Origin of the sequence: Paenibacillus sp. URB8-2 (assembly GCF_013393385.1) — a bacterium.
GTDB lineage: Bacteria > Bacillota > Bacilli > Paenibacillales > Paenibacillaceae > Paenibacillus_AQ.
This window is the reverse complement of the sequence record NZ_AP023239.1, coordinates 3892078-3915415: the sequence shown is the minus strand read 5'-3', so window position 1 is coordinate 3915415 and position 23338 is coordinate 3892078. Positions and strand designations below refer to the sequence as shown.

The following is a 23338-nucleotide window of genomic DNA, read 5'->3' as shown; positions in this document are numbered from 1 at the left end:
TGCATTCTAGGTCTAACCTGTTAACTACATGATTGTCACACAAGTAAATTTGGAGGTTTATATATGGATTCATTTTATGGAGATTTAGATAAAGAGGAATTAATACGTTTGCTCATTGACAAAGATGAAGAAATTAAATTAGGAAAGATTTTTTCTTCTATCTCAAGTGAAGATAATTTGGACTCCTCTTTACAATGGCGAGGTAGACAAAAATTTCTTGCTGATAAAATACAACCTGTCAAGCTAGTTCCGATACAAAAAAAATCATTTTCACCAAACAAATCAGATAATTTAATTATTGATGGTGAGAATTTATCAGTAATGACGTCACTTTTGAAAGATTACCGTGGCAAAATAGATGTAATTTATCTCGATCCGCCTTATAATACTGGAAATGATTCTTTTCCATATAATGACGATTACTTACTTAATAAAAATGAAGTGAAACAAAAAAGGAAAGAAGTAGGGCGTACTGCCGAACTAGTCTCTCTTGATGATCCGAATCGACATACTAAATGGATTAATCATATGGCACCACGACTTTGGGCAGCGAAAAAATTGCTTAAGCAAACAGGTGTAATAATTGCTTCAATTGATGAACATGAGTTGCCTAGACTTTGGCTGCTAATGGAAGAAATCTTCAAACCACAAAATAGGTTGTCAACTTTAATATGGGAAAGATCACGAAAGAATGATACAACATATTTTTCCGAGGGACATGAATATATGTTGGTTTGGGCAAATAATGTAAATGAGCTTGACGCAAAGGCGAAAATTAAAGGGAAATGGCGAGTGATAAAACCAGGACTTGAATCATTTATGGAAGAATTCAATCGTCTACAGCAAGAGTTTGAGGATGATTATAGTTCTATCTCAGAGGGTCTGAAAATGTTTGTAAAAGGAATAAAAAAAGAAAATCCTCTTTGGACAGTTAGACAATATGTAGGGGTTGATAGTAAATCCTCCGAACTAGGTCCCTTTAAAGAAGATGATCCTTCATGGCCAGGCGGTGGTGGACCTGATTATGATATTTTTCATCCTGATACTAAGAATCCAGTAAGGAAGCCTCCAAAAGGATGGATTATCTCCAGTCCAGAAGAATTTCAAAAGTTAATAAATGATGATAGAGTAATTTGGAAAAAAGTTGATAAAGGAACGCCTAAGATTAAAAAATATTTGTTTGAGGGTAGAGAAAAGGATGTCTTTACATCAGTTATTACAAAGGATTCCCGTGGTTCTGTTATGCAGATAAAAAAGATATTTGGCAACGAAGCTTTCAAGAATCCTAAAGATCCTACTATTCTAAGCAAATTATTTAACTTGGTTACATGGAATGATAAAAACAGCATCATTTTAGATCCGTATGCGGGATCAGGGACTACGGGGCATTCAGTTTTGGATATGAACCAAGAGGACGGGGGTAACAGAAGATTTATTTTAATTGAAGGCGGATATGTCGGGAAAAATTCCATTTATAAGCAAAAGGAATACACTGACAGTCTGACTGCAGAACGGCTAAGAAGGGTGATTTCGGGAAATTGGGCCGATGGAAAGCAACATGAAACATATGATTCTGGTTTCACTTTTTTTAAAGCCGACAAGGCAATCACTAAAGAGGAAATAATGGCCTCGAATAGAGAGAGTCTTTCGGATGTTATTTTGCAGGTTGCTGATGAGGAGTCTAATCGAATAGATTGTAGAGTTCAGGGTTGTAGATACTTAATTGGTCACACTAGATCGGGAATGGGAATCGCTTTGGTTTGGGAAGCTGGTAAAGAAGGAAGGACGTTAACCATTGAAGTACTAAAAGCAATTTTATCAGAAGCAGAAGCAATAGGTTGTTCAAAGCCAATCCATGTTTATGCGGGAGCTAATGAAGGTCCGTTCGCGGATCATATATATCGGTTTCATCAAATTCCAGATGCTATTTTAGCTAAACTTGGTATTCTATCTCTTGAAGAAGAAGGAGTTACTGAAGAATGAGCTTGATCACAATTGATAAACTCAAGCCTTTTCAAATAAATGCGGCCTCTGATCTAGCTGGACTCGTTAGCAGTTATCCGTCAAATAAATTGAAGCCTCTCTATAATAGAACGAGTGGTGAACTTGAACCCGTAGTATGTAGACTTAAGGCTATTACTGGAGCTGGAAAAACCCCCATACTAGCATTGTCTGCAAGTCAGATAAAGAATGGGATTATATTGTGGACTACATCAAGAGGGGCTGTTATTTCACAAACATTCAACAATTTAAGACCAGGTGGAAAGTACGCTGATTTGTTACCTCCCAATACTGAAGTTTTCTTGTTAAATGAAATGAGTACTTTTGATTGGAACAATATCTTATCTTCAACCTCTGGATTAACTATTTTACTTGCCACCGTAGCCTCTTTTAATCAGGATGGAGATGCATTGAAGATTCATAAAACAGGAGTTTATGGGAAAACCTCAAGATGGGAAATGCTGTCGAAATTTGATGTGTATGGACAACTTGAAGAATCCAGAAGACGTAAGCTTTATGTATTTTATGATGAAGGACATGGAGCTACAGTTGAACAGTTTCGCAGATTAGCAGATTTAAATCCAATTGCTTTTGTCTTGGCATCAGCTAGTTCATTTCCTCCTGACCTTGCCTATTTGTTGCCTGGAAACAATCAAGAAGAACGAGAGTTTGCTCTCAAAGAGCGAACTGTTGCTGTGCCAACAAGACAAGTTGTAGATGCAGGGTTACTAAAAAGAAGACTTTATTTTACAGAGTGTAATACTTCTACTGATAGTGCTATTCAAGATGCACAGGTGAAATATGAGGAATTGTCTATAAAGCTGGAACGCGAGAAACTTTCGCCAATAATGTGTTGTATTGTGAATAGTTCGTCAAGAGGAATCGATGTCTGGGAGTCATTGGTGAAGTTAGGTGTTCCAAAAAGCAAGATTGCTGTTCATTTAAACGGTGCTAAAGATATCGCAGTTGACAGATTTGGATCATTGAATGGGCTAAATGACACATATACAGGGAAAAAGCCACAAGAGAGATCACCAGAAATATTACGTAATGGTAACTATTCTCATATAATTTGGAATTTGACTCTTAGAGAAGGCTGGGATGAACCTCTAGCCTACGTTGCTTACATAGATGATCGTGGACGCTCGCATACCGATATGGTTCAAAAAATAGGTAGATTTATTAGACAGCCTAATGCAGAACTTTTTGAAGATCCTGATTTGAACTCTGCATATTTCTATTTTAATATTGCTGATGAGGAATTTGCCCTGCTTATAGAGAGGACTCAAAAAGAAATGGAAATTGAAGGGCATGAAGTACTGATTATTAAAGATGATCTTCCTTTACCGAAAAGTAGAGAAGTTGCTCCTGCTATAGTTGCTCATGTTCCAAAAATATTTATGACTGGTGGCAAACCTAAAGATAACGACAGTATTGTTTTGAAGTATGTTCCGCTTTTCGCAGATAGTGAATGCAGAGCTAAGGGAAATATTATAACTAGGGTTCTTGAGGTAGCTAAAGGCGAACTTGATTATCTTCGTCGTGAGGAGGAGAAAGAGTATAGTGACAGTATAACAGTTTGGGAGTATGTTTCTTCCCAACTTCAGAGAATTGACTCGAGAATTGTAAATAGTACAGGGAATATATTTACGCATGACCTTCAAATTAATCCGAAAATGACTCAAAAGATTCAATGGGGTTCATCTGCTTTAATTACACTCTCTTCCTTAATTCCTATAATAAAAAAGGAATTGGAGGAGAATATTGAGATATTAGGTTTGGATATTGAAACTTATACAGTTCCTTCGTTTAGATTAATTACACCTAATATAATGGGAGTAGGTACTCTAAGAGAAGAAAGATATAAAGTGCGCGAATTTAAAAATTCAGTCCATAACGAGTACAATGGTCTGAATCCCTTTGAAGTTAGTGTCGCAGAAGCTCTCGATCGAACAGGAAAACATTGGACAAGGAACCCTAGTACATCAGTTGGATTTAATATCCCTATTCCATTTTATGGAGCTGATAGTGCGAATTTCATGCCAGATTTTATCTTTTGGTCGAATAAGAGTATTTGGGTCATTGACCCTAAGGGAAAGCATTTACTGGAAGCGGCAATATCAACAAAACTCTTAGATATTAACGAACTTGGAGTTAGAGTCGCCCTGATATTAGAGGGCAAGTATGAAAAGAATGGCGATACTTGGGCTAAAAGTGGCGACAGAAATGGTTTTACTTTAATACGCAAAAAAATTGGCGGAATAAAAGAAAAAACATTTGATAGTCTGGAGAAACTTCTTTTGGAGCTCGATTAATTATTTCGCATAAACAGTGAGTAGTGGGAAATACTATGTAGGCTTCACTTTAGGTCAGCGACAGAAGATAATCAGACTCTCCTAACAGTAATCCTTGTATATGCAGATTTATCTATTACATTATATGTATATAAAATGGGAATTGGTGTTCTACATTTTTTTATGTTATACTGAGAGTAGCACACAGGATTTTCTGTATTTCATTATTAAAGAATCCTGTTGAGCTCACATCGAACAGATAGCTAAAAGTGCACTCATAGCAAGGGTTTGGCGGAATTGGCAGACGCACAGGACTTAAAATCCTGCGGTAGGTGACTACCGTACCGGTTCGATCCCGGTCCTCGGCATTCTTGGTTTTTAAGGGTTTTTCAAAAAATCTTGTTTTGAAACAGTTTGGGAGAGAGTTTATTATCGAGCTCTCTTCTTTTTTCGTTTTCCAGGGGGAATAACAACAGAAGATCGCACAGGTCACATGAAAAAATGGGAGCCTTGCGATCTTTTTTATAAAAATAAGCCTATTCAACTCATGGTTCAGGCTGTACCAAAGCTAACTAAATTCAGCAGCGATAGCTATTTCTCTCTTCCGCGGTAATAAGAGTGCCATCCAGGTGATAGTCATAGCTCCAGGGGATCTGGGAAAACACCTCTTTCCCCATAACCCACAGTTCTTCCTGAAAGAGCCGGATCAACTCATACAGCGTATACGAATGATCGGGAAACCATATCTCCAAATGGTACTGCAGAGCCCTGTTTAATCCGGAATAGTGAAAGCAGACGAATGGAAGGCCGCCTTCAAGCCAATACTGCCCTTCCCCGGCCGAAATGATCTTCCGGCTGGACTCGTGCAGATTCCAGTAGGCGACATTGTACCCCGGGTGATCCCATACTGTAACGTTAAAGAAAGCCGGCGCGAGATCGATCCATTTCTGATCACAATAAAAGGGTGCTTCGTAAAACCCGTAATGGTACAGCCGCTGTCCCCACCATTCCAGAAAACGCATGGTTTCCTCCGACCGCCGAAGCGCCATCATGCCGGCGTTAAAGACGCCCACCCATAAATAGCTCCACGGATCTCTGCACGGCTCGAGCAGGTGAGGCAACAGCAAGATGTTATGATATTCCAGGGCAAACAGCAGATCGTCGAATGGAGCGTAAGGGATGACATCCGTATCCATGAATACGATGTTGAGTTCATCCGGATAACGGGCAAACAGAAAATGGAGAAAAGCCGGTTTAATGGAGGTTACCGCTTCAAAAAGTCTATATTTTAGAATATTGGTTTCAAATTCGGGGATTCCCATATCCTTGGCCAGAATGACTTCGTCGAACCATGGAACGCTAAGCGCTGCCGGATGCATCGACCTCTCCAACAGACATATGACAACCCGGGCATATGGCATTTGAACTTTTGCCATTCTTGCCATCACTTTAGCCTCATGCAGATTGTCTGCACAAGTCGCCGAGCAGATGATCATGACGAGTCCTCCTCTTCATTCGGTAATCAGATTTTCTGCAACGCTTCCAGATCCTGCTTGTAGTTCTTCCACATTTGGGCATAAACCCAGTTGTCTGGAATGAAGGCGTTCATACAGCTGTCCAGCAGCCCGGCCGTATTGTTGAAGTTTACGCAGTGAAGCAGAGTCCAGTCGGTCAAATAATACTGATCCTCTACCCAGTAGAGTTCTCTGCAGCGTTCATGCAGGTTCCAGAATGCCATATTGTAGCCGGGATGACGAAGAATGCCTGTATGAAAAAAAGTGGGAACGAAGTTCAGATAAGGCTGGTCGATATACAACCCTTTCGGCTGTCCGTAAAAATCACCTGAAGTCATCTTCACCCACCAGTCCGCAAAATGACGTCCCCCGTCGCTGTTTCTAACGCCTACCAGCGCGCTGTTAAAGGTCCCGTCCTGCAGCGTCCCAATCTCGCGGGAGCAATCCCAAGGGTCAGAGGGCTCAAGATGATGGGGAGTCAGCACAACATCATAATAGGTAAGCATGGCCCATATTTCACTGAACGGCTTGAATGCATACATCTCCGGATCGAGATACACAATCTGCTCCTCCTCCGGAAAGGCTTTGAGCAAATAGCTTAACAGTTGTCCTTTCATCGCCGTGGCGCATTGGAGGGAGTTAAACTTAAACATATACCCTTCAAAATCGTGGAACCCGATATAAGCCGAAATATCCTTGGCCGTAAAAATCCAGTCAATATCTGGAAGCGGTTCTACCGGGTATCGTTCCACTAGGCAGACTACTATGGTTGTCTCAGGCATAATCCGCTTTACAGAAGCCGCCATCAGCTTCGCTTGGGGTAATCCTGAAGCATTGACTACCGTTCCTATAATCATATTGGACGAGCCTCCTTGTTCTGGGAGCCTATTGATATAGCAGTGTTGGCACATTCGAAGCATAATCCAGAATCTCTACCATTGGTCTTTCACTCCATCATTTAGAGATACTATATTCTATGAACAACTGAGCTAATGGCTTGTGCAGATGTACAGCTTCAATAACTTGAGTTAAACGAGAGATATGATTGCGTTTTACTTACAGATAGGCTAAAGAAATTGGTGGATGACGCTATTGAGAGAGCCGCCAAATGGCCGAGGATGTATGGGATATAATGTGGAAGTGGGGGGATTACCCAAACGCAAACGAGTTCGAGGTAGCAGAGAATTGGTGGGAGGCACTTAAGGCAGGGATATCTTTTTTGAGCCAGTTAATTCTCTCCTTTGCCAGTCAGCAGTCATCTTTACTCCCACTTTGAATGGCACATTAGTTTTATACCCAGTGTCTGTATATAAATTTTTATTATAAAGATCTTTCTTAGTCATATAAACTCCATTATAAATATGTTTTCCAAAACCTAGAGTGAGATTGGGATTTACGACATCTTTTAATTCCTCTAAATACTCTTTCAAAGGTATAACCCTCTCACTTCCAATTATATAATCATTATAACTAATTCCCCTCTCTGCAATAATCCTATAGGCTCTTACAGCGTCAGTGATGTAGATAAAATTATATAAATGCTCTCCTTTTGTTAAGGTCGGTTCCTCGCCATTGATTAGTTTTTGTATGACACTGTTTATTAATCGACTTGAGGTTTCACCAACACCATAAGTATTGGTAAGAAGCGGCCAAAAAAAGTCTATCTTAGCTTTATTTGCTTTTAACTTACAATAAAAATGGCTTGCCAATTTTGCTGTTTTATATGCGTTTCCCTGATTAGTAACCTCTTGGCTTTTCTGCATTTCAACTAAACATTCTTTTTCCTGGATACTTCCAGCTCCTATGAAACGTGTGCAGTTTGTTTTATTTGCTAATTCCATAGCATCGAGAGCGTACTCAATATTTCTTATTTGCACAATATAATTAGATTGATTTTCACCGTAGACTCCTTCCCAACCTAGATGAAAAAAATAATCATAGTTTTCATTAATGTTTTTCCCAGCATTTTTCAGATCAGATAAGTCACATTCTAAAATCTTTACATCACTTAAATTTTCTAATCTGTATCTATTATTTGAATTAGGTCTAATAATCGCCAATACTCTATATCCGTTATTTATTAATTCTTTTACAAGATAACTCCCTATAAAACCAGTTGCACCCGTGACAATAGCTTTCTTCACAAAAGATCGCCTCCCACACTTTGATCGTACCTATTGCAATGAATCTCTTACATTCCATAAACTTTGATTGCTTGGCACACTCCAAGGAATTGGATACATTTTCTATTTGAAGCTTATAGTCTGCCCTTCCTGATCCAAACGCACCAGTCCAGGCATGATGATAAAACACATCAATATCTCAATCCGCTATCAAATATACTAGCTGCTCCGCATTATTAAGATCACAAAAGATTATATTAATGTTTTCATGTTTCAGTATTGTAAGCATGTACGAATAAATTAATATTCGAAGCATAATCCAGAGTCTCTGCCATTATTCTTTCACTCCTTCATAGTGAGATACTATATTCTATGAACATGTGAACTAATGGCTTATGCAGATGGACAGCTTCATCCGCTGATATATTTATATAACTATAGACATTCACTTAAATGGCTTTTTTGACAATAGAATTGTTTTTGTTAACACTTCGTTTCTGGTACCGCTTATTGGCCGAACGACTTAAAGATTACTTTTCAGGGCTTGTCAAAAAACACCCGCTATCCTCCGTACACCTGAATGCGGTGTCCGGCTGATATGCGGGTGTCTTCACTTCAAAGGCAAGCCATTCCACTCTTACGTATGATATACTTCCAGGCCTGCCTGGGATTTCAGAAGATCGGATTTATCCGTTCTCTCCCAAGGGAGATCCAGGTCCTTCCGGCCAAAATGACCATAGGCTGCGGTTTGCTTGTAAATCGGCTTGCGCAGGTCCAGCATTGCTATAATGCCTGCCGGGCGCAGATCGAAGTTGGCGCGGATCAGCTCCACCAGCTTGTCTTCGCCAATCCGGCCTGTCTCGTAGGTATCCACATGGATCGACACCGGATTTGCCACCCCGATGGCATAGGCCAGCTGAATTTCGCAGGTATCGGCGAGGCCAGCGGCTACAATGTTTTTAGCGACATAACGGGCGGCATAGGCTCCGGAACGGTCCACTTTCGTCGGGTCCTTGCCGGAGAAGGCGCCGCCGCCATGGCGGGCATAACCGCCGTAGGTATCCACAATAATTTTGCGTCCGGTCAGACCGGCATCCCCTTGAGGTCCGCCTATGACGAACCGCCCGGTCGGGTTAATAAAATATTTTGTGTCTTGATCAAGCAGCTCACGCGGTACCACCTGCAGAATGACAAGCTCTTTGATATCTGCTTGAATCTGCTCCAGAGAGATTTCTTCCGCATGCTGGGCGGATACGACGATGGTGTCGATACGTTTCGGTTTGCCGTCTTGATATTCAATCGTTACTTGGGTTTTTCCGTCGGGACGCAAATAGTCCAGCAATCCGTTCTTGCGGACTTCAGACAAACGGCGCGCGATCCGGTGGGATAGAGCGATAGGCAGCGGCATCAGTTCCGGTGTTTCATTGGTAGCGAACCCAAACATCAATCCTTGGTCGCCCGCTCCAATATTCGCGGTTTCTTCTGCCACCGCCGCAGGGTCTCGATGTTCCAGAGCGGCATTTACACCCATGGCAATATCGGCGGATTGTTCATTCAGCGACACCAGCACTGCGCAGTTATTGGCATTAAAACCGTCCTCGGCCCGCTCATAGCCGATGTCCCTAATCGTATTGCGGACGATGGACTGGATGTCCACATACCCGGACCTCGAGCTGATTTCTCCAATGACCAGCACAAGACCGGTAGCCACGGAGACCTCGCAGGCAACGCGGGCATGGGGGTCATTAGCCAGAAACGCATCCAGGACAGCGTCGGAAATTTGGTCGCATATTTTATCCGGATGCCCCTCGGTTACAGATTCGGATGTAAAGAGATAGCTTCCTTTTACAGACATAAGCTTAGCCTCCAACTGATAGATTGTATACTGATGCTGGAATTATTTCTGCTGGAATTATTTCGCCAACCGATCCAGATGCGTAATAAGCGGATGCTCCTCGCGTTCTTTATTTTTGCGGGCGTCGTAGGTGTCATTTATTACCTCATCGGGCTCGATGATCCATACGGTGGACAAATCAAACTCCGGATTTCTTTCCAAGGAGAGTTTGTAATAATGCTCAAATACCGGGCCGCAAATAATAGAGTAGGCCGGATAGCCTTTAATCTGATAGCTTTCTTCTCCCTTGGAGAGATGAATAGCGACCTTGCGCTTGAACCAGATGCTGTTCACGAGATTCACACTGTTCCGGGACGTTTCGATCAGCTCAAGATAAATAATCTGTCCTTCGTCGTTTATCGTAATGGTGTTATCCGATACGATATGAGGGATGCCCTGATTATCGACGGTTGCCAGAACTTTTGCCGCCTCGGAATCTTGAAGAAGAACCTGAATGTTTTCGGTTAAAATTGACATGGGCTCATCGCTCCTCCTTATTATAAATTTCCTCTGTCCAGATCACTGTCCGGATGATTGCCGCATTTTCTGTAATTGTCCATATCGATATTCAAACGGTATTTCTTTCTTAAATCGCTTAAGCCCTTAGCCAACCGCACGTAGTATTCCAGCGACGGATTCTGTTGGTTATGGAAGGCCGAACCATGCATGGGCACCCATACACAATGAACGACACTGACTCCCTGGCTCGCAAAATCCTCCGCCTCTTCAAGCACAGCTTTCAGCGCGTCATCCTCATTGGTAAATCCATGGGGCTGTGCCATCTCGCACCCGCCGACGATTCCGCTGCTGACATTTCCTGCGCCAAAAATATCGACGGCCCGGATGATTCTCCGCTTCCACTCGGTATACCCGACTTCCTGATGCTTGCCTTTGCAAATCCAGGCGAACAACGCCTCGTTCGGGATTTCAATATCCGAAGTGTACGTCATCAGTCCGGTGTTCTCGTAAAGTTTGGCCAGCTGTTTCTCGCTGAAAGCCGAGGCAACGATGGTGCTGGGGAATTTCTTGTCTTTGAAATTGTCTCCGGCGGCCTGAAGCATTTCAATGTACATGTCCACTTCGTCATCGAATATTTCCGCGCCGCTGAGAATGGAGCCGGAACTCATTTTGAGATTGGTAAAAGCGCCCGGCTGCTTCAAAGCCTCTTTTACCGTCTCGTAAACATCCTGCGCTGTTAGCTGCTTCGACATGTTGCATTCTTTCTCGCTTTGCGTGGAGTTGGCGTTGATATTGCAAAATTTGCAGCCGTTCCCTTTGTTCCAGAAGTGGCAGTGGCTGTTGGGATCGATGTCGAGCCTTTGCGGTCTGGAAGAGGCCACCTGCCACATCGGAGTACCGGAGCTTGTGAACTTGTCATAATAATCCGGTTTGTACCAATAATGTACCTCTTCCACAATTTCGCCCTGATCGGTCAGAAACAGCTTGCCGTCGATCTGATCTACCACGTAAGGGTTCTTGGCTGTCTTGGAAGGCATGCCGATAATCGAGGTTCCGTCCCTGAGCAGGAGCGAGACCGGAACGGCGGCGTTCTTATCCCGGTTGGAGCCGATCAGCACCCTCTGCTGATATTGATGCTTGCTTTTGTCCAACGCTCCCAGCGCCCGGTCCGTATAGATAAACGACCTGCGGGTAACATCCGATTTGATAATGACAAAAGGGGATACATCCTTGTATTTATCCATAACTTCCCGTAATGTTAATTCTCTTGTCAGTCCAGAAGCGTGAGTCGTAACTGCACACATCCGCATTCACCCCAGCTTTCATTTTTTTAGAAAAATGTATTCCAAGTTTGCGCAGCATCAGCCCTGCTAGATCAAAGGTTAATGTCTCTGACTCCACTGTTTGCGAAACAATGGCAATACCTTTTGTCCAAAGTTATCCGCTTCCTCCAAATGGGGGTAACCGGAAAGAATAAAGGTGCTTATACCGATTTCCGCATAGCGGATTAGCACATCCGTAACCTGCTGCGCCGTACCGACAATCAGCATCGCCCCTCCCGAGCGAACAAGGGACAAACCGCTCCACAGATTGGGGCCTATAACGAAGTCGTTCGCTGCAGACTGTTCCCTGAGCTCGTTCTGTCTGCTTTGGTTGGCAGCGTCCGTCTGTGCAAAAGATTGCTGCGCTTGCTGCAGCGTGTCCGATGAGGCACGGCTGATCAAGCTCCACGCAGCCGCCCAAGCTTCTTCCTCGGTGTCGCGTATAAGCACCTGCGCCCTTAATCCGTACCTCGGTTTGCGGTCAATTCCTGTAGTCCTGAGAACCTCTTTTCGAACATCCTCCATCTCGGCAATCTGTCCGGCAATCCATTCATGCGGCTCACCCCACATCAGATAGGTGTCCGCATGCTGGGCCGCAGCTTGCTTGGCGATCGGCGAGCTTCCTCCCAGATAAAGCGGAGGATGCGGACGCTGTACCGCAATCGGTGTGTGGACCGGGCCGCGAAATTGAAAATACTTACCTTCAAAAGAATCTGCGGCTGCGGCAGAACCATGTTCAGCTTGGCCTGAGAATTCAGATAACGCTGATCCGGCCGATCCGGTCCAGGCAAGCTTCATCACCTGCATGTACTCCATCGCCCGTTCGTACCGGTCATCATGGGCATGGGCGAGCGGATCGCCGAGCTGCTCCAGATCCTGAACCGAACTCCCGGTAACGACATTGATCATGGCCCGTCCTCCTGACAATTGATCAAGAGAGGCGGCCATGCGGGCCGCGAGCACCGGGGCAATCAATCCGGGTCTGACCGCTACGAGGGCGTTAAGCCGCGTCGTGTGGCTCATCACTGCTGATCCGACTACCCATGAATCGAGGCATGATCCGCCTGTCGGGATCAGAACGAACTCAAAGCCGGAGCGTTCCGCCATCTGCGCTACCTCAATTAAATAATCAAGCGAGGGTTCTCTCTCCGGATCAGTCCCCACATAGCGGCCGTCGCCGGATGTCGGCAAAAACCAGCCAAATCGAATTTCTTCTGTATGCAAGCTCATGATAGCCTCCTTATGTCGTATCTTGATGACACCCTTGCTGATTTATTTCTCCGGTGAACCGGTCGAATTCATATAAAACTGATAGGATTAAATTTATATTCTGATTGTAACAAGCGTTTCAGTTATCGGGAATGTCAATTCGCGTTAACTTTGATTTGTCAATTTACGTCTTTTCTATAGATGCTGAACAGATCGTATTAGAAGAGGGGCAGAGAGAATAGAGTAGATTTTGGCGGGAAAATATATATTTTTTAAAAAAGGGGTTGATTCTAAATTCAAATATAAACTTGGTAAAAAGAGGTCTATTGATGATTGGCTACTGAATCAAAAGTATGATTTGGGGGAAATAAAAAGGGATGCTCCAAAAGCCATAATTGAAATGGCTGCTAGGGCACTCTCTTTGTTTTTCGAGCAGGATGTACCGAACCCCTCAGCCTTTAATGGAGCCTTGCGTGAGTCCGGAAATGATCTGGTTTTGAAAAAGGCTGTACATCGCAACGCTTGGAATGATGCTGATGACAATCGCCGCGAACATCGAGGTAAAATCGGTTGTAAACTGGCTGGCGAAAAAACGAATGCCCATTTGCAGAGTCCGCACCTGTTCGGAGGAAGTCAGCAGCATCGCATACAGGAACTCGTTCCAGCTGCTTAAGAATTGAAACGTCGCCGCAGTCACGATCCCTGTGCGGGAAATCGGCACAATCACCCTGAAGAACTTTTGGTAGAAATCGCACCCATCCAGCAGCGCGGCCTCTTCCAGTTCCCCGGGAATCGAATCCATGAAGCCTTTGATAATAAAGACGGACAGCGGAAGCGAGATTGCCGTATACGTTAAAATCAGCGCCAGCTTGGTGTCATACAGGCCGAGCGTCCGGATTAAAGTGAAATACGGAACCATCAGCGCGCTGACCGGCACCAGTATCCCTGTGATTAGGGTTGAAAATATAACCGATCCGAACTTGAACTTATATCTGGAGAGCACATAGGCGGCCATGGATGCAACCAGGGCGTTCAAGGCTGTTGCCGAAAAGCTGATTACAACCGAATTTGAAAATAACAGAGCCAAATGAGCCGACTTGAACGCATTCACATAATTGCCGAACTGCGGCGGGGCGGGTAACCGGAAAGGATCGCCAAGCAGTTCGACATTCGTTTTTAACGAAGCCATTACGAGCCAGAGCATGGGGAAGAGCGTATAAACAAGAAACAAGGACAAAATGGTTCGGGACAATAACTTTTCAAGCAGCGCATTTATTTTCATAAGACTTCTCCTGAATTACATGTCGTATTTGGCGGCGTTAAATAATCTGCGTACCGTTAGAATGACCAGGCCGCCGAGAACAATCAGCACCGTGCCCAAAGCATTGGCCGTCCCATAATGGAAGTTCTGCAGTTCTTTATATAAATACAGCACCAGGACTGAACTGCTGTTGGCCGGACCGCCGCCCGTAAGCAGCAGAACCTGCTCGAATTGCCGAAGCCCGTTCACCATCGCAAGCGTTACGCAGGTGGCTATGGTTCCTTTGATCAGCGGCAGCGTGATGTGCCAATCCTGCTGTGTGCGTGTCGCCCCGTCAATGCTTGCCGCCTCATAGTAGGACCTCGAAACCGAGGAGATGTCCGCCAAGATAATGACCATGAAATAGCCGATATACAGCAGTCCGTATACGAGTACAGAAGGAAAGGCGCTGCCCAGCCCTCCAAGCCAGTTATGCTCCCAACCGGACAACCCTACCAAACGGAGAAAGCCGTTCAGCAATCCCCGTTCATTGTTGTAGATGGCTCCCCACATCATCGTAATTGCGATACCCGAGATGACATGGGGAAAAAAGTAAATCGTACGCAGAAGCTTCCAGCCCTTCGGCTTTCGAGCCAGCAGAAGGGCGACTACAATGGCAAGCGGTACCTGAATCAACGCCTCCGCGCAGGCCCAGATCAAATTGTTGCGAATGGAGATCCGAAATACTTCATCATGAAACAAGGCGCTGTAATTTCGGAGGCCGACAAACCCGGGACTGCTCATGCCGTCCCACTTCATTAAACTGACAACGACGACATATCCGACGGGATAGATGAAATAGGCGGCAAAGAGCAGTAAGGCCGGCAGTAGAAAAAGAATAGCGCCTGTACGGAAATGGGTTGTTCGCTGCATGTTCTGCCCTCCTTTGCTTCAGCTTCCAGCGTACCGGGCTTATTTTGAATCAGCCTGTTTAAGCTGCTCTACAAATTGTTCCGGCGTATATTTCCCCAGCACCAGGCCGCTCAACGCTTGCGGAAATTCCGCGCCGACGGCGGGGCTCACGCTTGCCCGGAAATGGGGGATGATGTATGGCGCTGCTTCCATTCCTTTTTTCATCTCGGTTTGCAGGCGTTCCACATTATCGTCCTTTGTAACGTCGTATTTAATGACAAACAATGATCCGGAATCCAGCGATATTTTCTTCACATTGTCCGGAGAGGTCAAATATTTAAGAAACTTCACAATGGCCTCTTCTTTCTTTTTATCTTTTTGTTTGCCTACTGCCAGACTTGCCTGGGTAAAACCGATATACTGCCCGGCTTGTCCTTTCCCGCCTTCGTAAACAGGGGCAGGCGCTACCTCAACGGAATCGTACAAATGATCAATGCCTTCCTTTTTGATTCTGCCGATAAACCAGGGCCCGTTAAGCAGCACGGCGGTTTGCTGATTTAAAAAGTGCCCGCCTGCATTGTCGAGTCCGACCGCATCTCCCGTAGTGTAATCAAAGAGCTTTTTCAATACCTCGGCGGCTTGTACAAAGGCGGGGTCGTCCAATCCGTGTTTGTACACATCCGGCCCTCCGATTGCGGATACCAACTGGGAGTACCACAGCATGGATACCCATCCGTCGCCTCCGGTCATTTGTGTGGCGGGAGCGATGCCAGCGGCTTTGAGTTTGTCATAAGCGGCGAACAGCTCGGTGTACGTTTTGGGGAATCCGGTAATGCCTGCTTGTTTGAACAGCTTCGTATTGTATAACACCGGCGTTACGCCGAACTCAAACGGAATTGAGTACACTTTGCCGTCGTATGCGGCATTGTCAAAGGCATGATCCAGGAACGTGCTTTTCCACTGCTCGTCCAGATAAGGAGTGAGATCGGCCAAATTTCCAGACTTGTAATAGAACTCCCCGTCCGCGGGATTATCGAAAGAAAAAATATCCGGTGTTGTCCCCGTGGTAATATTGGTGCGGATCTTATCCTTGTAGGCGCCGTAATCAGGGATCTCTTCAACGACGACTTTGATTTTGCCTTGATTCTGTTCGTTGAAATCTTTGACGATTTGAGCGAACGAGGCGGCTTTGGAATCTTTTGCTACCCATATGCTGGGGAATTTGATTTCGATTTCAGATGCTTCGCCGCTTTTGATATTTTCTCCGCACGCGCTTAGCAGTATGGAAAAGACGAGTAGGATCGCTGGCAGCGTAAGCAGGAGAGTTCTCTTTTTCATCGTATGTACACTCCTTAAAATGGTTATTAGTTAGCAAACATATGCTATTATTAGCTTCTCTAGTGGTCTAGTCAATGTCCAATAAATTAACTTGGTTTACTATGTTTTATATATTATCAAGCCGAATCCGTAGAAGTAAATGTCATTTTAAGTTGTTCATGCTTGTCATTTTAAGTCATGACGAATGATTGCTGCAGATTAGAAGAGATGAAAGATAGGCATTGTGAACCTTGTAGAAATTATATATTATTTATAAAAATAAGATTTCCAAATCATTAAAATCGCATGGTAAAAAGAGGTATGTTATATGAAAGACAGGATGATAGAGGATAATCATGAGTTTTTGGAATTATGCCTTTTTACCCCTTCCGAATACGAAAAGTCCGGAGCCGCTTGGCCGATTCGCCTTGGACACAATATTGCCAAACCGAATTATCATATCGGTCCCCGGACGACGCCCTATTATTATTTGCTTTTTGTGCTGGAAGGAGAAGGGACGTTTCATCAAAATAAACAAACCTTTGAGCTCCGTAAAAATGATATTTTCTGTCTGTTTCCACAGGTCATTCATGAATATTATACGCGTCCGGACGATCCGCTCCGCAAAGTATTTCTTGCCTTTGACGGGAGGCAGGCTTTAAGGCTGCTTGAGAAGATTGGGCTGACCATGCACAGCCCGCATGCAGCAGCTATTTTAACACCCGAAGCGATTCAACTGATGTGGGATTTCTTCAGATTGGTGAATTCGGATAACGACACAGACCTGGGACGGCTTATCTTATTCCATCGTATCTTCGACCAGCTCTCTTCAGCGGTTGATGGTTCTTCCCGTAATGATCGGCGGGATGTCTCTTGGCTGCAAAAAGGGCATGAATATATGGAGATTCACTATGCGGAGGGCATCACAGTCGAAAGAGTATCTGAGTATGTGGGCATAGACCGCACCCATTTTACCAAACAGTACCGCAAGGCTTACGGAATCACTCCCATTCAGTTCATCCAGGAGTTGAAAATGAAGGAAGCCCGGTCATTGCTGGAGCAGACCTCCTATACCTTGTCCGAAATTGCCCACTCTGTCGGCTACCCCGATATATTCTCCTTCTCGAAGGCATTCAAGAAACGTCTTGGTGTCGCACCCACTCAGTATAGGGATAAGAAGATCCAAAGCGAGCAGCAGAACTGACTCGAACTGCGCAAGGGAAGTCCGCCCTGTCATCTCCCAGGTGAAGTATGAAAACGCATAGAATCTATGATAAAATGATTGAATGTGGAGCTTCAGCTTCGGCCGCCGGCGGGATATCGGCGGTTTGTTAAAAGGAGAGAAACGGACTTGAAGGATGAAGTGATAGAAGCGTACAAGCTCTTGGGACTGCCCGAGGATGTTACCAAAGAAGAAGTTAACCGCCGGTTCGATCTCCTGTTGAAGCGCAGGAAATCGGCATCCGGCAGCGGGACTGCCGAATCCGGGTCCTCCCAGGCATATGAAGACGAAATGAAGGCTTACCGCCTGATCCTGGACGACTGGGCCAGGACAGAAACTCAGGAGGCCGAGAACAAACGCCTGGCCAAATGGGGGAGGTTCGCAGGCACAGCCAGCAAGCTGGAAGACTTTTTCAGACTGTACAAGACGCATGTTCTGGTAACTGTGGCGATTATTGCTGTGCTGATTGCCGGGGGAGTCGCATTACAGAATCATCTAGAGGAGAAGAGAATTGAGGCCAGTCTGCCTCCCGTAGATCTGAACATTATGTTTATCGGCAACTACATGCCCGAGAACGATCCGAATGGAGATGGACAGCCACTGGAAGAGGCCATTTTAAAGGCATTTCCCGATTGGCGCAGAGTAGAGGTCCAAACCCTATACATTCCTTCATCCAATTCGGGAGGCGGAGCGGGGGATATGGCGTACACTCAAAAAGCCGTTGCTGAATTGACCGCCAGTCCGCCAGATCTGCTCGTGCTGGATAAGGACACTCTTCCTTGGCTGGCCCAGCAGGGAGGACTTGAACTGCTGGATGAGACGCAGCTGGCGAAGTGGTTTGGCTCCGGCTCTAGAGATGGTCATGTCCGGAAAGCGTTAAACGTCAAGGACGGAATAGAGCATCCGTACGGTATCGATTTTACGGACAGCGCATTGGCGTCGGCCCTGCCACTGAAGCATGCCGAACTGATCGCCGGAGTTTACGGAGGCGCCTCGAATAAAGAGAAGGCATTTCAGTTTCTGGAGCGGTGCGCGGCTCAGGCAGGTTCCAACTAACCGGGATAGTCATTTTATTCCATGTGAAAGTAACGTTTCTCCATGTATCAAACAAGGATTATGAGTTATTCTTATGCTAAGTCATGCTAGGTGCAGCCCTTGACTAAGCATTTGCGGAAAAATAACTTTAGGAGGAACGGTAACATGCCATCCATTGCAGATACGCTTCAGTTGATCCATTCGGAGTTGTTCAGAGACAGGCTGTCAGAACTCTACGGGGAAGGCCAAGAGACGCTCAACAGCCAAATCGAAAGATACAGCTCTTTGGTCCACGAGTATAACGAAAGATTCAATGGAACCGATGTTTATCTGTTTAGCTCACCCGGCCGCAGTGAAATCAGCGGTAATCATACCGATCATAATTTGGGCAAAGTAATAGCGGCCAGCATTAATATGGATTGCATAGGCGTTGCGGAGAAGAATGGGGACAACAAGGTCAACATCAAAAGCATCACGTACAACGAAGATTTTACGATTGATCTTAGCCACAGAGAAGATCTTCCGAATGCTTCCGGAACGTACACTCTCGTTGAAGGGATACTGAACGGTTTTGAAAAAAAAGGCTATAACATCGGAGGCTTCAACGTTTGTGTAACAAGCGATGTGATCAGCGCGGCTGGAGTGAGTTCTTCGGCGTCCTTTGAAATGCTGATCTGCGCCATCCTCAATTTCTTGTATAACGATAATCAAATGGATGTGGTAACCTGCGCCAAAATCGGGCAATTTGCCGAAAACAGCAAGTGGGACAAGCAATCCGGCCTGCTCGACCAAATCGCGTGCGGTCACGGCGGTCTGATATCCATAGATTTTAAAGATGCGCAGCACCCTGTAATCACGAGCTTGAATTTTGAGCCGGTGGACCAAGCCTACAAGCTTCTGATCGTGCCCACAGGAGGCAACCATGCGGATTTAAGCCGTGAGTATTCTTCGATTCCTTCGGAAATGAAAGCGGTAGCGGGCGAGCTGGGAGCCAAGGTTCTCGGCGAATTGAGTATGGAGGATGTGCTGAGCCGTTTGCAGGAAATCAGGGAAAAGGCGGGAGATAGAGCCGTTCTGAGAGCCCTGCATTTTTTCGAGGAAAACGGTAGAGTGGAGAAGCAGATTAAAGCGCTGGAAGAGGGACATGCGGATGAATTTCTCAAGTTGGTCAATGAATCCGGCAATTCGTCTTGGAAATGGCTCCAGAATTGTTATTCCAATTTGACCCCGGAAACACAAGGTGTATCCCTGTACCTGGCGGTTACCGAATTGTTTATCAAGAATAACGGAGCCGGAGCTTGCCGGGTGCATGGAGGAGGGTTTGCCGGTGTAATTATGGCCCTGCTGCCCAAAGCGCTCGTCGATTCCTATACCGAGTATATGCAATCATTTGGCGTCGACCCAATTTACTCCATCCGCATGCGCAAGTACGGCGCGGTTAATGTAAACCTTCTTTTGAACGATGACAAGCTTCCCGCAGCTGCGCGGAATTAATCAAGCGGACCCGCCAATATGAGTTTGGCGGGTCTGTTTTTTTGGATTTGAAGGGTGAGCTTGATTTCTTGCCCGGATAAAGTCTGGTTAAGGTATGATTATTGAATTAACCCGCGAGAACGTTGATCCCGCTGCAGGGGCATTTCGCGGGTTTTGTTTCTGCTTTTTCACTTATTTCCCCGCCAGATTCAACTGCCAAGTCACTCCGTATCGATCGCCGACCCAGCCGAATTTATCGCTGAAAGGATATGAGGCCAAAGGCATGAACACGCTGCCTCCTTCGGACAGCTTCGAATACAGAAGGTCAATCTCTTCCTCGCTCTTGCAATTGACATACAGAGACATGGAAGGCGTAAACGTGAAATCATGCGGTATATTACTATCGATGCACATAAACTGTTGTCCGTTCAGCGAAAAAGCGGCATTCCTCACGCTCCCTTCGGCTCCATCTTCGTTTGGCCCGTAACGCTGAATATGCAGCACTTCCGACCCGTCGAACAAAGAAATATAGAAGTTCATCGCCTCCTCAGCCTGTCCGGAAAACATTAAAAACGTGGTGATCTTTTGATCCTGCATGGTTATCGCTCCCTTATCGAAATATGAACTGCCGTTCGGAAAAATCCTGATTCCCCATTGCAAACATACGTTCTTATAAATGTATTATCTGAAAGTGCCGGCCGCTTGTCAACACTTCTATCCGAAGGTATTATCAGAATATCCATAAGTTAGAAAACTTATTTGATATCGGAAATTCTATTTGACTTAAAGGAGTTCCCTCATGAACAAATCAGAGGCTTTTGCGAACACGGTCGAGCAGTACTTTAATTATACAAGGATGCCTTGGGGGCGGTTGTTCTATGAAACGGCGTGGGAGCAGATCGACCGGTTTATGACCGGGACGGGGCAGACGGTTTTGGATATCGGCTGCGGCTTCGGGATTTCCAGCAATGAATACGCCAGGCGCGGGAATAAGGTTACCGGAATTGATCCGACGAAATCCTTGATTGAGATTGCAAAAGAACAGGGAACGGACGTTCAATTTACTTGCGACACATTTGAGAATATGGCGGATCGTCTGGGAACCTATGACTGGATATTTTGCCACAATATATTGGAGTATACGGAAGACCCGAAGCTTTTTATCGAGAAAATCGGCGGCTGTCAGCATACAAAAGGGTATTTGTCGCTAATCGCGCACAATCCGGCGGCTAAAGTCATGAAAAAAGCGATCATCAACAAAGATCCGGACAGCGCCTTGGTGAGTATGGAGAGCAGTAAGGAGTACAGCGCAATTATTCAGACGGACATTACGACGTATTCTTTTGAACAGCTGTCCGAATGGTTGAGGGAATCGGGGTATGGGACGGTCGTTCGCTTTGGAATACATAATATTTACGGATACATAGCGGATAACGATATCAAGCAAGATGGAGATTGGCATCGCCGGGCGACGAAGTTGGAGCTTGAACTTGGAGGCCGGAGCCCATATCGGGAGATTGCGATATTCACGCATATTATTGCAATGAAATGAACGGGATGCTTCTTGCGATTGGAAGTTTCACAGGCTGCGAAGAGCGGGAGGGAAGACAATCGGATGGTTAATTTGAATCGGGTTGGACAGGGAAGAACAGCTGATATTTTTGAACTTGCCGAAGGAAGAATAATCAAGCTTTACAAAAAGAACTTCCCCGCGGAGGCGATCAATCAGGAGCTTGTGGTCAGTAGGCTGGCTTGTTCGCTTGGTATCCGCACTCCGGAGCCCTTTGGACATACCGAACTGGACGGTAGGAACGGATTAATATTTCAGCGCATCTCCGGCGCTTCATTGCTTGATCTTCTCACCAGGAAGCCTTGGGCTGTGAATAAATATTCAAACCTGCTGGCGAACCTGCACGCTGAAATCCATGCTTACGAGGCGTCCGAATTGAACAGGAAACAGAAGAAGCTGCTCTGTGAAAGCATACAAAGGGCTCCCCTCCTTACCGAACAGGAGAAAGCAATAATTATCCGCTACACAGAGGAATTGCCTGAAGGGGACCAGCTGTGCCATGGCGACTTTCATCCGGACAACGTGATGTTTGACGGAAGCTGCTGGATTCTTGACTGGATGACCGGGATGTCGGGAAATCCTGCCGGCGACGTCGCCAGATCGGTGATTTTACTAAGCATAGGATCTATGCCTGAAGGCACCCCAGCTCTCATTAAGTTATTTGCTCAATTCTTAAGAAACAAGCTGAAGTCAGCCTACATTAAAGAGTATCTTCGGGTAACCGGCCAGGATTATTCAACGATAGATAAGTGGATAATGCCGACAGCCGCGGCCAGATTGACCGAAGGGGTCCCGCAGGGTGAAAAAATCAAACTCGTATCGATCATCAGAGCAAGGTTAACATCAGCGACCTAAGATTCATCATTACAGAAAGGAGAGGGATCTATTGATTTATGTTATTAAATTTATCTACAGTTTCGTGCTTCCTCCGGGAATATTTATCCTGCTTCTGACGCTGCTGGCATTGTGGATGCTATGGAAAAAACAGCGCGGCTCAGCAGCGCTGCTGCTCGCCGTAACGCTGCTGCTGTATTTGGCTTCGGTCCCGCTGGTAGCCAACCCGCTAATGCGGACGCTGGAATCGAAATATGCTCCCCCGGCGCAGGTGCAGGGCGATTGTCTGGTTGTGCTCGGCGGAGGAGCCACACAGGGAACACCCGATGTGGACGGCGAGGGCAATTTGGGAGGCTCGGCTGCCAACCGGCTTATAACGGCCGTGCGGCTTCACCGTCTGACAGGATTGCCGGTGCTGTTCAGCGGCGGGCAGGTTTTTGCGGACAGCGGAAACGAAGGCGACATCGCCCGCAGGCAGCTGATCGGATTGGGAGTGGACGAGCAGAATATTCTTATAGAGAATCGCTCGCTGAATACGGAACAGAATGCGGAATACACAGCCGCGCTGTTGAAGGAACAGGGATTGAGCCGCCCTGTGCTGGTTACCTCGGCTTTTCATATGCCGCGGGCGGTTGCGGAGTTCCGGCGGGCCGGGATGGAAGTGCAGCCGTATCCGACCGATTATCATGCAAGCACTGCGGCTTCTGCGTCATGGTATGCGGGGAAGCTGGCGCCCAGCCCTGGAGCCATCGAAACGGTCGGAGGCGTATTGAAGGAGTATATCGGTTCATTGGCTGTTGCGGTCAAAGGGAAATAATTTTTCTAGACAACGGGTACCTTCCAGAGGGAGGGTGCCCGTTTTTGCTTAATATTTTCCATAAGATGAATAAAAAACAGGAGGCGGCAAATAGTAAAGGCA

Annotated in this window: 19 protein-coding genes and 1 tRNA gene; 9 read left to right on the top strand and 11 right to left on the bottom strand. The window is 45.7% G+C overall.

Annotated features, from left to right (window positions below; genetic code table 11):
- Positions 1–63 precede the first annotated feature (63 nt).
- From PUR_RS18145 to PUR_RS18135, 3 genes are all read left to right on the top strand, one after another.
- Positions 64–1983: a site-specific DNA-methyltransferase gene (locus PUR_RS18145; protein ID WP_179036457.1), complete on the top strand. Its 1920-nt coding sequence runs from the start codon at positions 64–66 to the stop codon at positions 1981–1983.
- On the top strand, positions 1980–4316 hold the full coding sequence (locus PUR_RS18140; protein WP_232101554.1) for a DEAD/DEAH box helicase: 2337 nt from the start codon (positions 1980–1982) through the stop codon (positions 4314–4316). The genes PUR_RS18145 and PUR_RS18140 overlap by 4 nt, the downstream gene beginning before the upstream one ends.
- A gap of 269 nt (positions 4317–4585) precedes the next feature.
- Positions 4586–4660, top strand: a tRNA-Leu gene (locus tag PUR_RS18135).
- A gap of 213 nt (positions 4661–4873) precedes the next feature.
- Here the strand turns inward: PUR_RS18135 and PUR_RS18130 are convergent.
- The 10 genes from PUR_RS18130 to PUR_RS18085 form a co-directional block, all read right to left on the bottom strand.
- Positions 4874–5791 carry a hypothetical protein gene (locus PUR_RS18130; protein WP_179036455.1) on the bottom strand — a complete coding sequence of 306 codons (918 nt, stop codon included), beginning with the start codon at positions 5789–5791 and terminating at the stop codon, positions 4874–4876.
- Between the two features lie 26 nt (positions 5792–5817).
- Entirely contained in the window at positions 5818–6666 is an 849-nt protein-coding gene (locus PUR_RS18125; RefSeq protein WP_179036454.1) for a hypothetical protein, read from the bottom strand.
- 342 nt (positions 6667–7008) lie between these two features.
- Entirely contained in the window at positions 7009–7953 is a 945-nt protein-coding gene (locus PUR_RS18120) for an NAD-dependent epimerase/dehydratase family protein (protein WP_179036453.1), read from the bottom strand.
- Positions 7954–8569: 616 nt separating this feature from the next.
- A complete protein-coding gene (gene metK / locus PUR_RS18115) occupies positions 8570–9787 on the bottom strand; it encodes a methionine adenosyltransferase (protein ID WP_179036452.1) in 1218 nt (405 codons plus the stop codon).
- A 57-nt stretch (positions 9788–9844) separates the two neighbouring features.
- A complete protein-coding gene (locus PUR_RS18110) occupies positions 9845–10303 on the bottom strand; it encodes a hypothetical protein (protein WP_179036451.1) in 459 nt (152 codons plus the stop codon).
- A 20-nt stretch (positions 10304–10323) separates the two neighbouring features.
- Positions 10324–11529 (bottom strand): radical SAM protein, encoded by a 1206-nt coding sequence (locus tag PUR_RS18105; protein ID WP_197970095.1) that lies wholly within the window; start codon positions 11527–11529, stop codon positions 10324–10326.
- Between the two features lie 138 nt (positions 11530–11667).
- A complete protein-coding gene (locus PUR_RS18100) occupies positions 11668–12837 on the bottom strand; it encodes an LLM class flavin-dependent oxidoreductase (protein WP_179036449.1) in 1170 nt (389 codons plus the stop codon).
- A gap of 430 nt (positions 12838–13267) precedes the next feature.
- A complete protein-coding gene (locus tag PUR_RS18095; RefSeq protein WP_179036448.1) occupies positions 13268–14098 on the bottom strand; it encodes a carbohydrate ABC transporter permease in 831 nt (276 codons plus the stop codon).
- A gap of 15 nt (positions 14099–14113) precedes the next feature.
- The gene (locus PUR_RS18090; protein WP_179036447.1) at positions 14114–14989 is read right to left on the bottom strand and encodes a carbohydrate ABC transporter permease; all 876 of its coding nucleotides are present in this window, start codon (positions 14987–14989) and stop codon (positions 14114–14116) included.
- Between the two features lie 39 nt (positions 14990–15028).
- Positions 15029–16306 carry an ABC transporter substrate-binding protein gene (locus PUR_RS18085; RefSeq protein ID WP_179036446.1) on the bottom strand — a complete coding sequence of 426 codons (1278 nt, stop codon included), beginning with the start codon at positions 16304–16306 and terminating at the stop codon, positions 15029–15031.
- Between the two features lie 307 nt (positions 16307–16613).
- Between PUR_RS18085 and PUR_RS18080 the strand changes: the two genes are divergently transcribed.
- The 3 genes from PUR_RS18080 (at position 16614) to PUR_RS18070 (ending at position 20036) form a co-directional block, all read left to right on the top strand.
- Complete coding sequence (locus tag PUR_RS18080) at positions 16614–17489, top strand: helix-turn-helix transcriptional regulator (protein WP_179036445.1); 876 nt, start codon at positions 16614–16616, stop codon at positions 17487–17489.
- Between the two features lie 147 nt (positions 17490–17636).
- Positions 17637–18563 carry a hypothetical protein gene (locus PUR_RS18075; protein ID WP_179036444.1) on the top strand — a complete coding sequence of 309 codons (927 nt, stop codon included), beginning with the start codon at positions 17637–17639 and terminating at the stop codon, positions 18561–18563.
- Between the two features lie 144 nt (positions 18564–18707).
- On the top strand, positions 18708–20036 hold the full coding sequence (locus PUR_RS18070) for a galactokinase (protein ID WP_179036443.1): 1329 nt from the start codon (positions 18708–18710) through the stop codon (positions 20034–20036).
- 171 nt (positions 20037–20207) lie between these two features.
- On the opposite strand, the gene PUR_RS18065 is transcribed toward PUR_RS18070, so the two are convergent.
- Positions 20208–20612, bottom strand: coding sequence for a VOC family protein (locus PUR_RS18065; RefSeq protein WP_442953731.1), 405 nt, complete (start codon positions 20610–20612; stop codon positions 20208–20210).
- A 202-nt stretch (positions 20613–20814) separates the two neighbouring features.
- Between PUR_RS18065 and PUR_RS18060 the strand changes: the two genes are divergently transcribed.
- From PUR_RS18060 to PUR_RS18050, 3 genes are all read left to right on the top strand, one after another.
- Complete coding sequence (locus PUR_RS18060; protein WP_179036442.1) at positions 20815–21567, top strand: methyltransferase domain-containing protein; 753 nt, start codon at positions 20815–20817, stop codon at positions 21565–21567.
- A gap of 63 nt (positions 21568–21630) precedes the next feature.
- A complete protein-coding gene (locus PUR_RS18055; RefSeq protein WP_232101553.1) occupies positions 21631–22440 on the top strand; it encodes a phosphotransferase family protein in 810 nt (269 codons plus the stop codon).
- Positions 22441–22471: 31 nt separating this feature from the next.
- Positions 22472–23236, top strand: a complete 765-nt coding sequence (locus tag PUR_RS18050) for a YdcF family protein (RefSeq protein ID WP_179036441.1) — start codon at positions 22472–22474, stop codon at positions 23234–23236.
- Positions 23237–23338: the final 102 nt, after the last annotated feature.

Excerpts from the sequence above, each read along its gene's own strand:
- PUR_RS18105 (WP_197970095.1), bottom strand. The coding sequence starts at position 11,529 with ATGGATAAATACAAGGATGTATCCCCTTTTGTCATTATCAAATCGGAT.
- PUR_RS18060 (WP_179036442.1), top strand. The coding sequence starts at position 20,815 with ATGAACAAATCAGAGGCTTTTGCGAACACGGTCGAGCAGTACTTTAAT.
- PUR_RS18095 (WP_179036448.1), bottom strand. The coding sequence starts at position 14,098 with ATGAAAATAAATGCGCTGCTTGAAAAGTTATTGTCCCGAACCATTTTG.
- PUR_RS18065 (WP_442953731.1), bottom strand. The coding sequence starts at position 20,612 with ATGCAGGATCAAAAGATCACCACGTTTTTAATGTTTTCCGGACAGGCT.
- PUR_RS18085 (WP_179036446.1), bottom strand. The coding sequence starts at position 16,306 with ATGAAAAAGAGAACTCTCCTGCTTACGCTGCCAGCGATCCTACTCGTC.
- PUR_RS18110 (WP_179036451.1), bottom strand. The coding sequence starts at position 10,303 with ATGTCAATTTTAACCGAAAACATTCAGGTTCTTCTTCAAGATTCCGAG.
- PUR_RS18090 (WP_179036447.1), bottom strand. The coding sequence starts at position 14,989 with ATGCAGCGAACAACCCATTTCCGTACAGGCGCTATTCTTTTTCTACTG.
- PUR_RS18070 (WP_179036443.1), top strand. The coding sequence starts at position 18,708 with ATGCCATCCATTGCAGATACGCTTCAGTTGATCCATTCGGAGTTGTTC.
- PUR_RS18130 (WP_179036455.1), bottom strand. The coding sequence starts at position 5,791 with ATGATCATCTGCTCGGCGACTTGTGCAGACAATCTGCATGAGGCTAAA.
- PUR_RS18125 (WP_179036454.1), bottom strand. The coding sequence starts at position 6,666 with ATGATTATAGGAACGGTAGTCAATGCTTCAGGATTACCCCAAGCGAAG.
- PUR_RS18055 (WP_232101553.1), top strand. The coding sequence starts at position 21,631 with ATGGTTAATTTGAATCGGGTTGGACAGGGAAGAACAGCTGATATTTTT.
- PUR_RS18080 (WP_179036445.1), top strand. The coding sequence starts at position 16,614 with ATGAAAGACAGGATGATAGAGGATAATCATGAGTTTTTGGAATTATGC.
- PUR_RS18100 (WP_179036449.1), bottom strand. The coding sequence starts at position 12,837 with ATGAGCTTGCATACAGAAGAAATTCGATTTGGCTGGTTTTTGCCGACA.
- PUR_RS18145 (WP_179036457.1), top strand. The coding sequence starts at position 64 with ATGGATTCATTTTATGGAGATTTAGATAAAGAGGAATTAATACGTTTG.
- metK (WP_179036452.1), bottom strand. The coding sequence starts at position 9,787 with ATGTCTGTAAAAGGAAGCTATCTCTTTACATCCGAATCTGTAACCGAG.
- PUR_RS18140 (WP_232101554.1), top strand. The coding sequence starts at position 1,980 with ATGAGCTTGATCACAATTGATAAACTCAAGCCTTTTCAAATAAATGCG.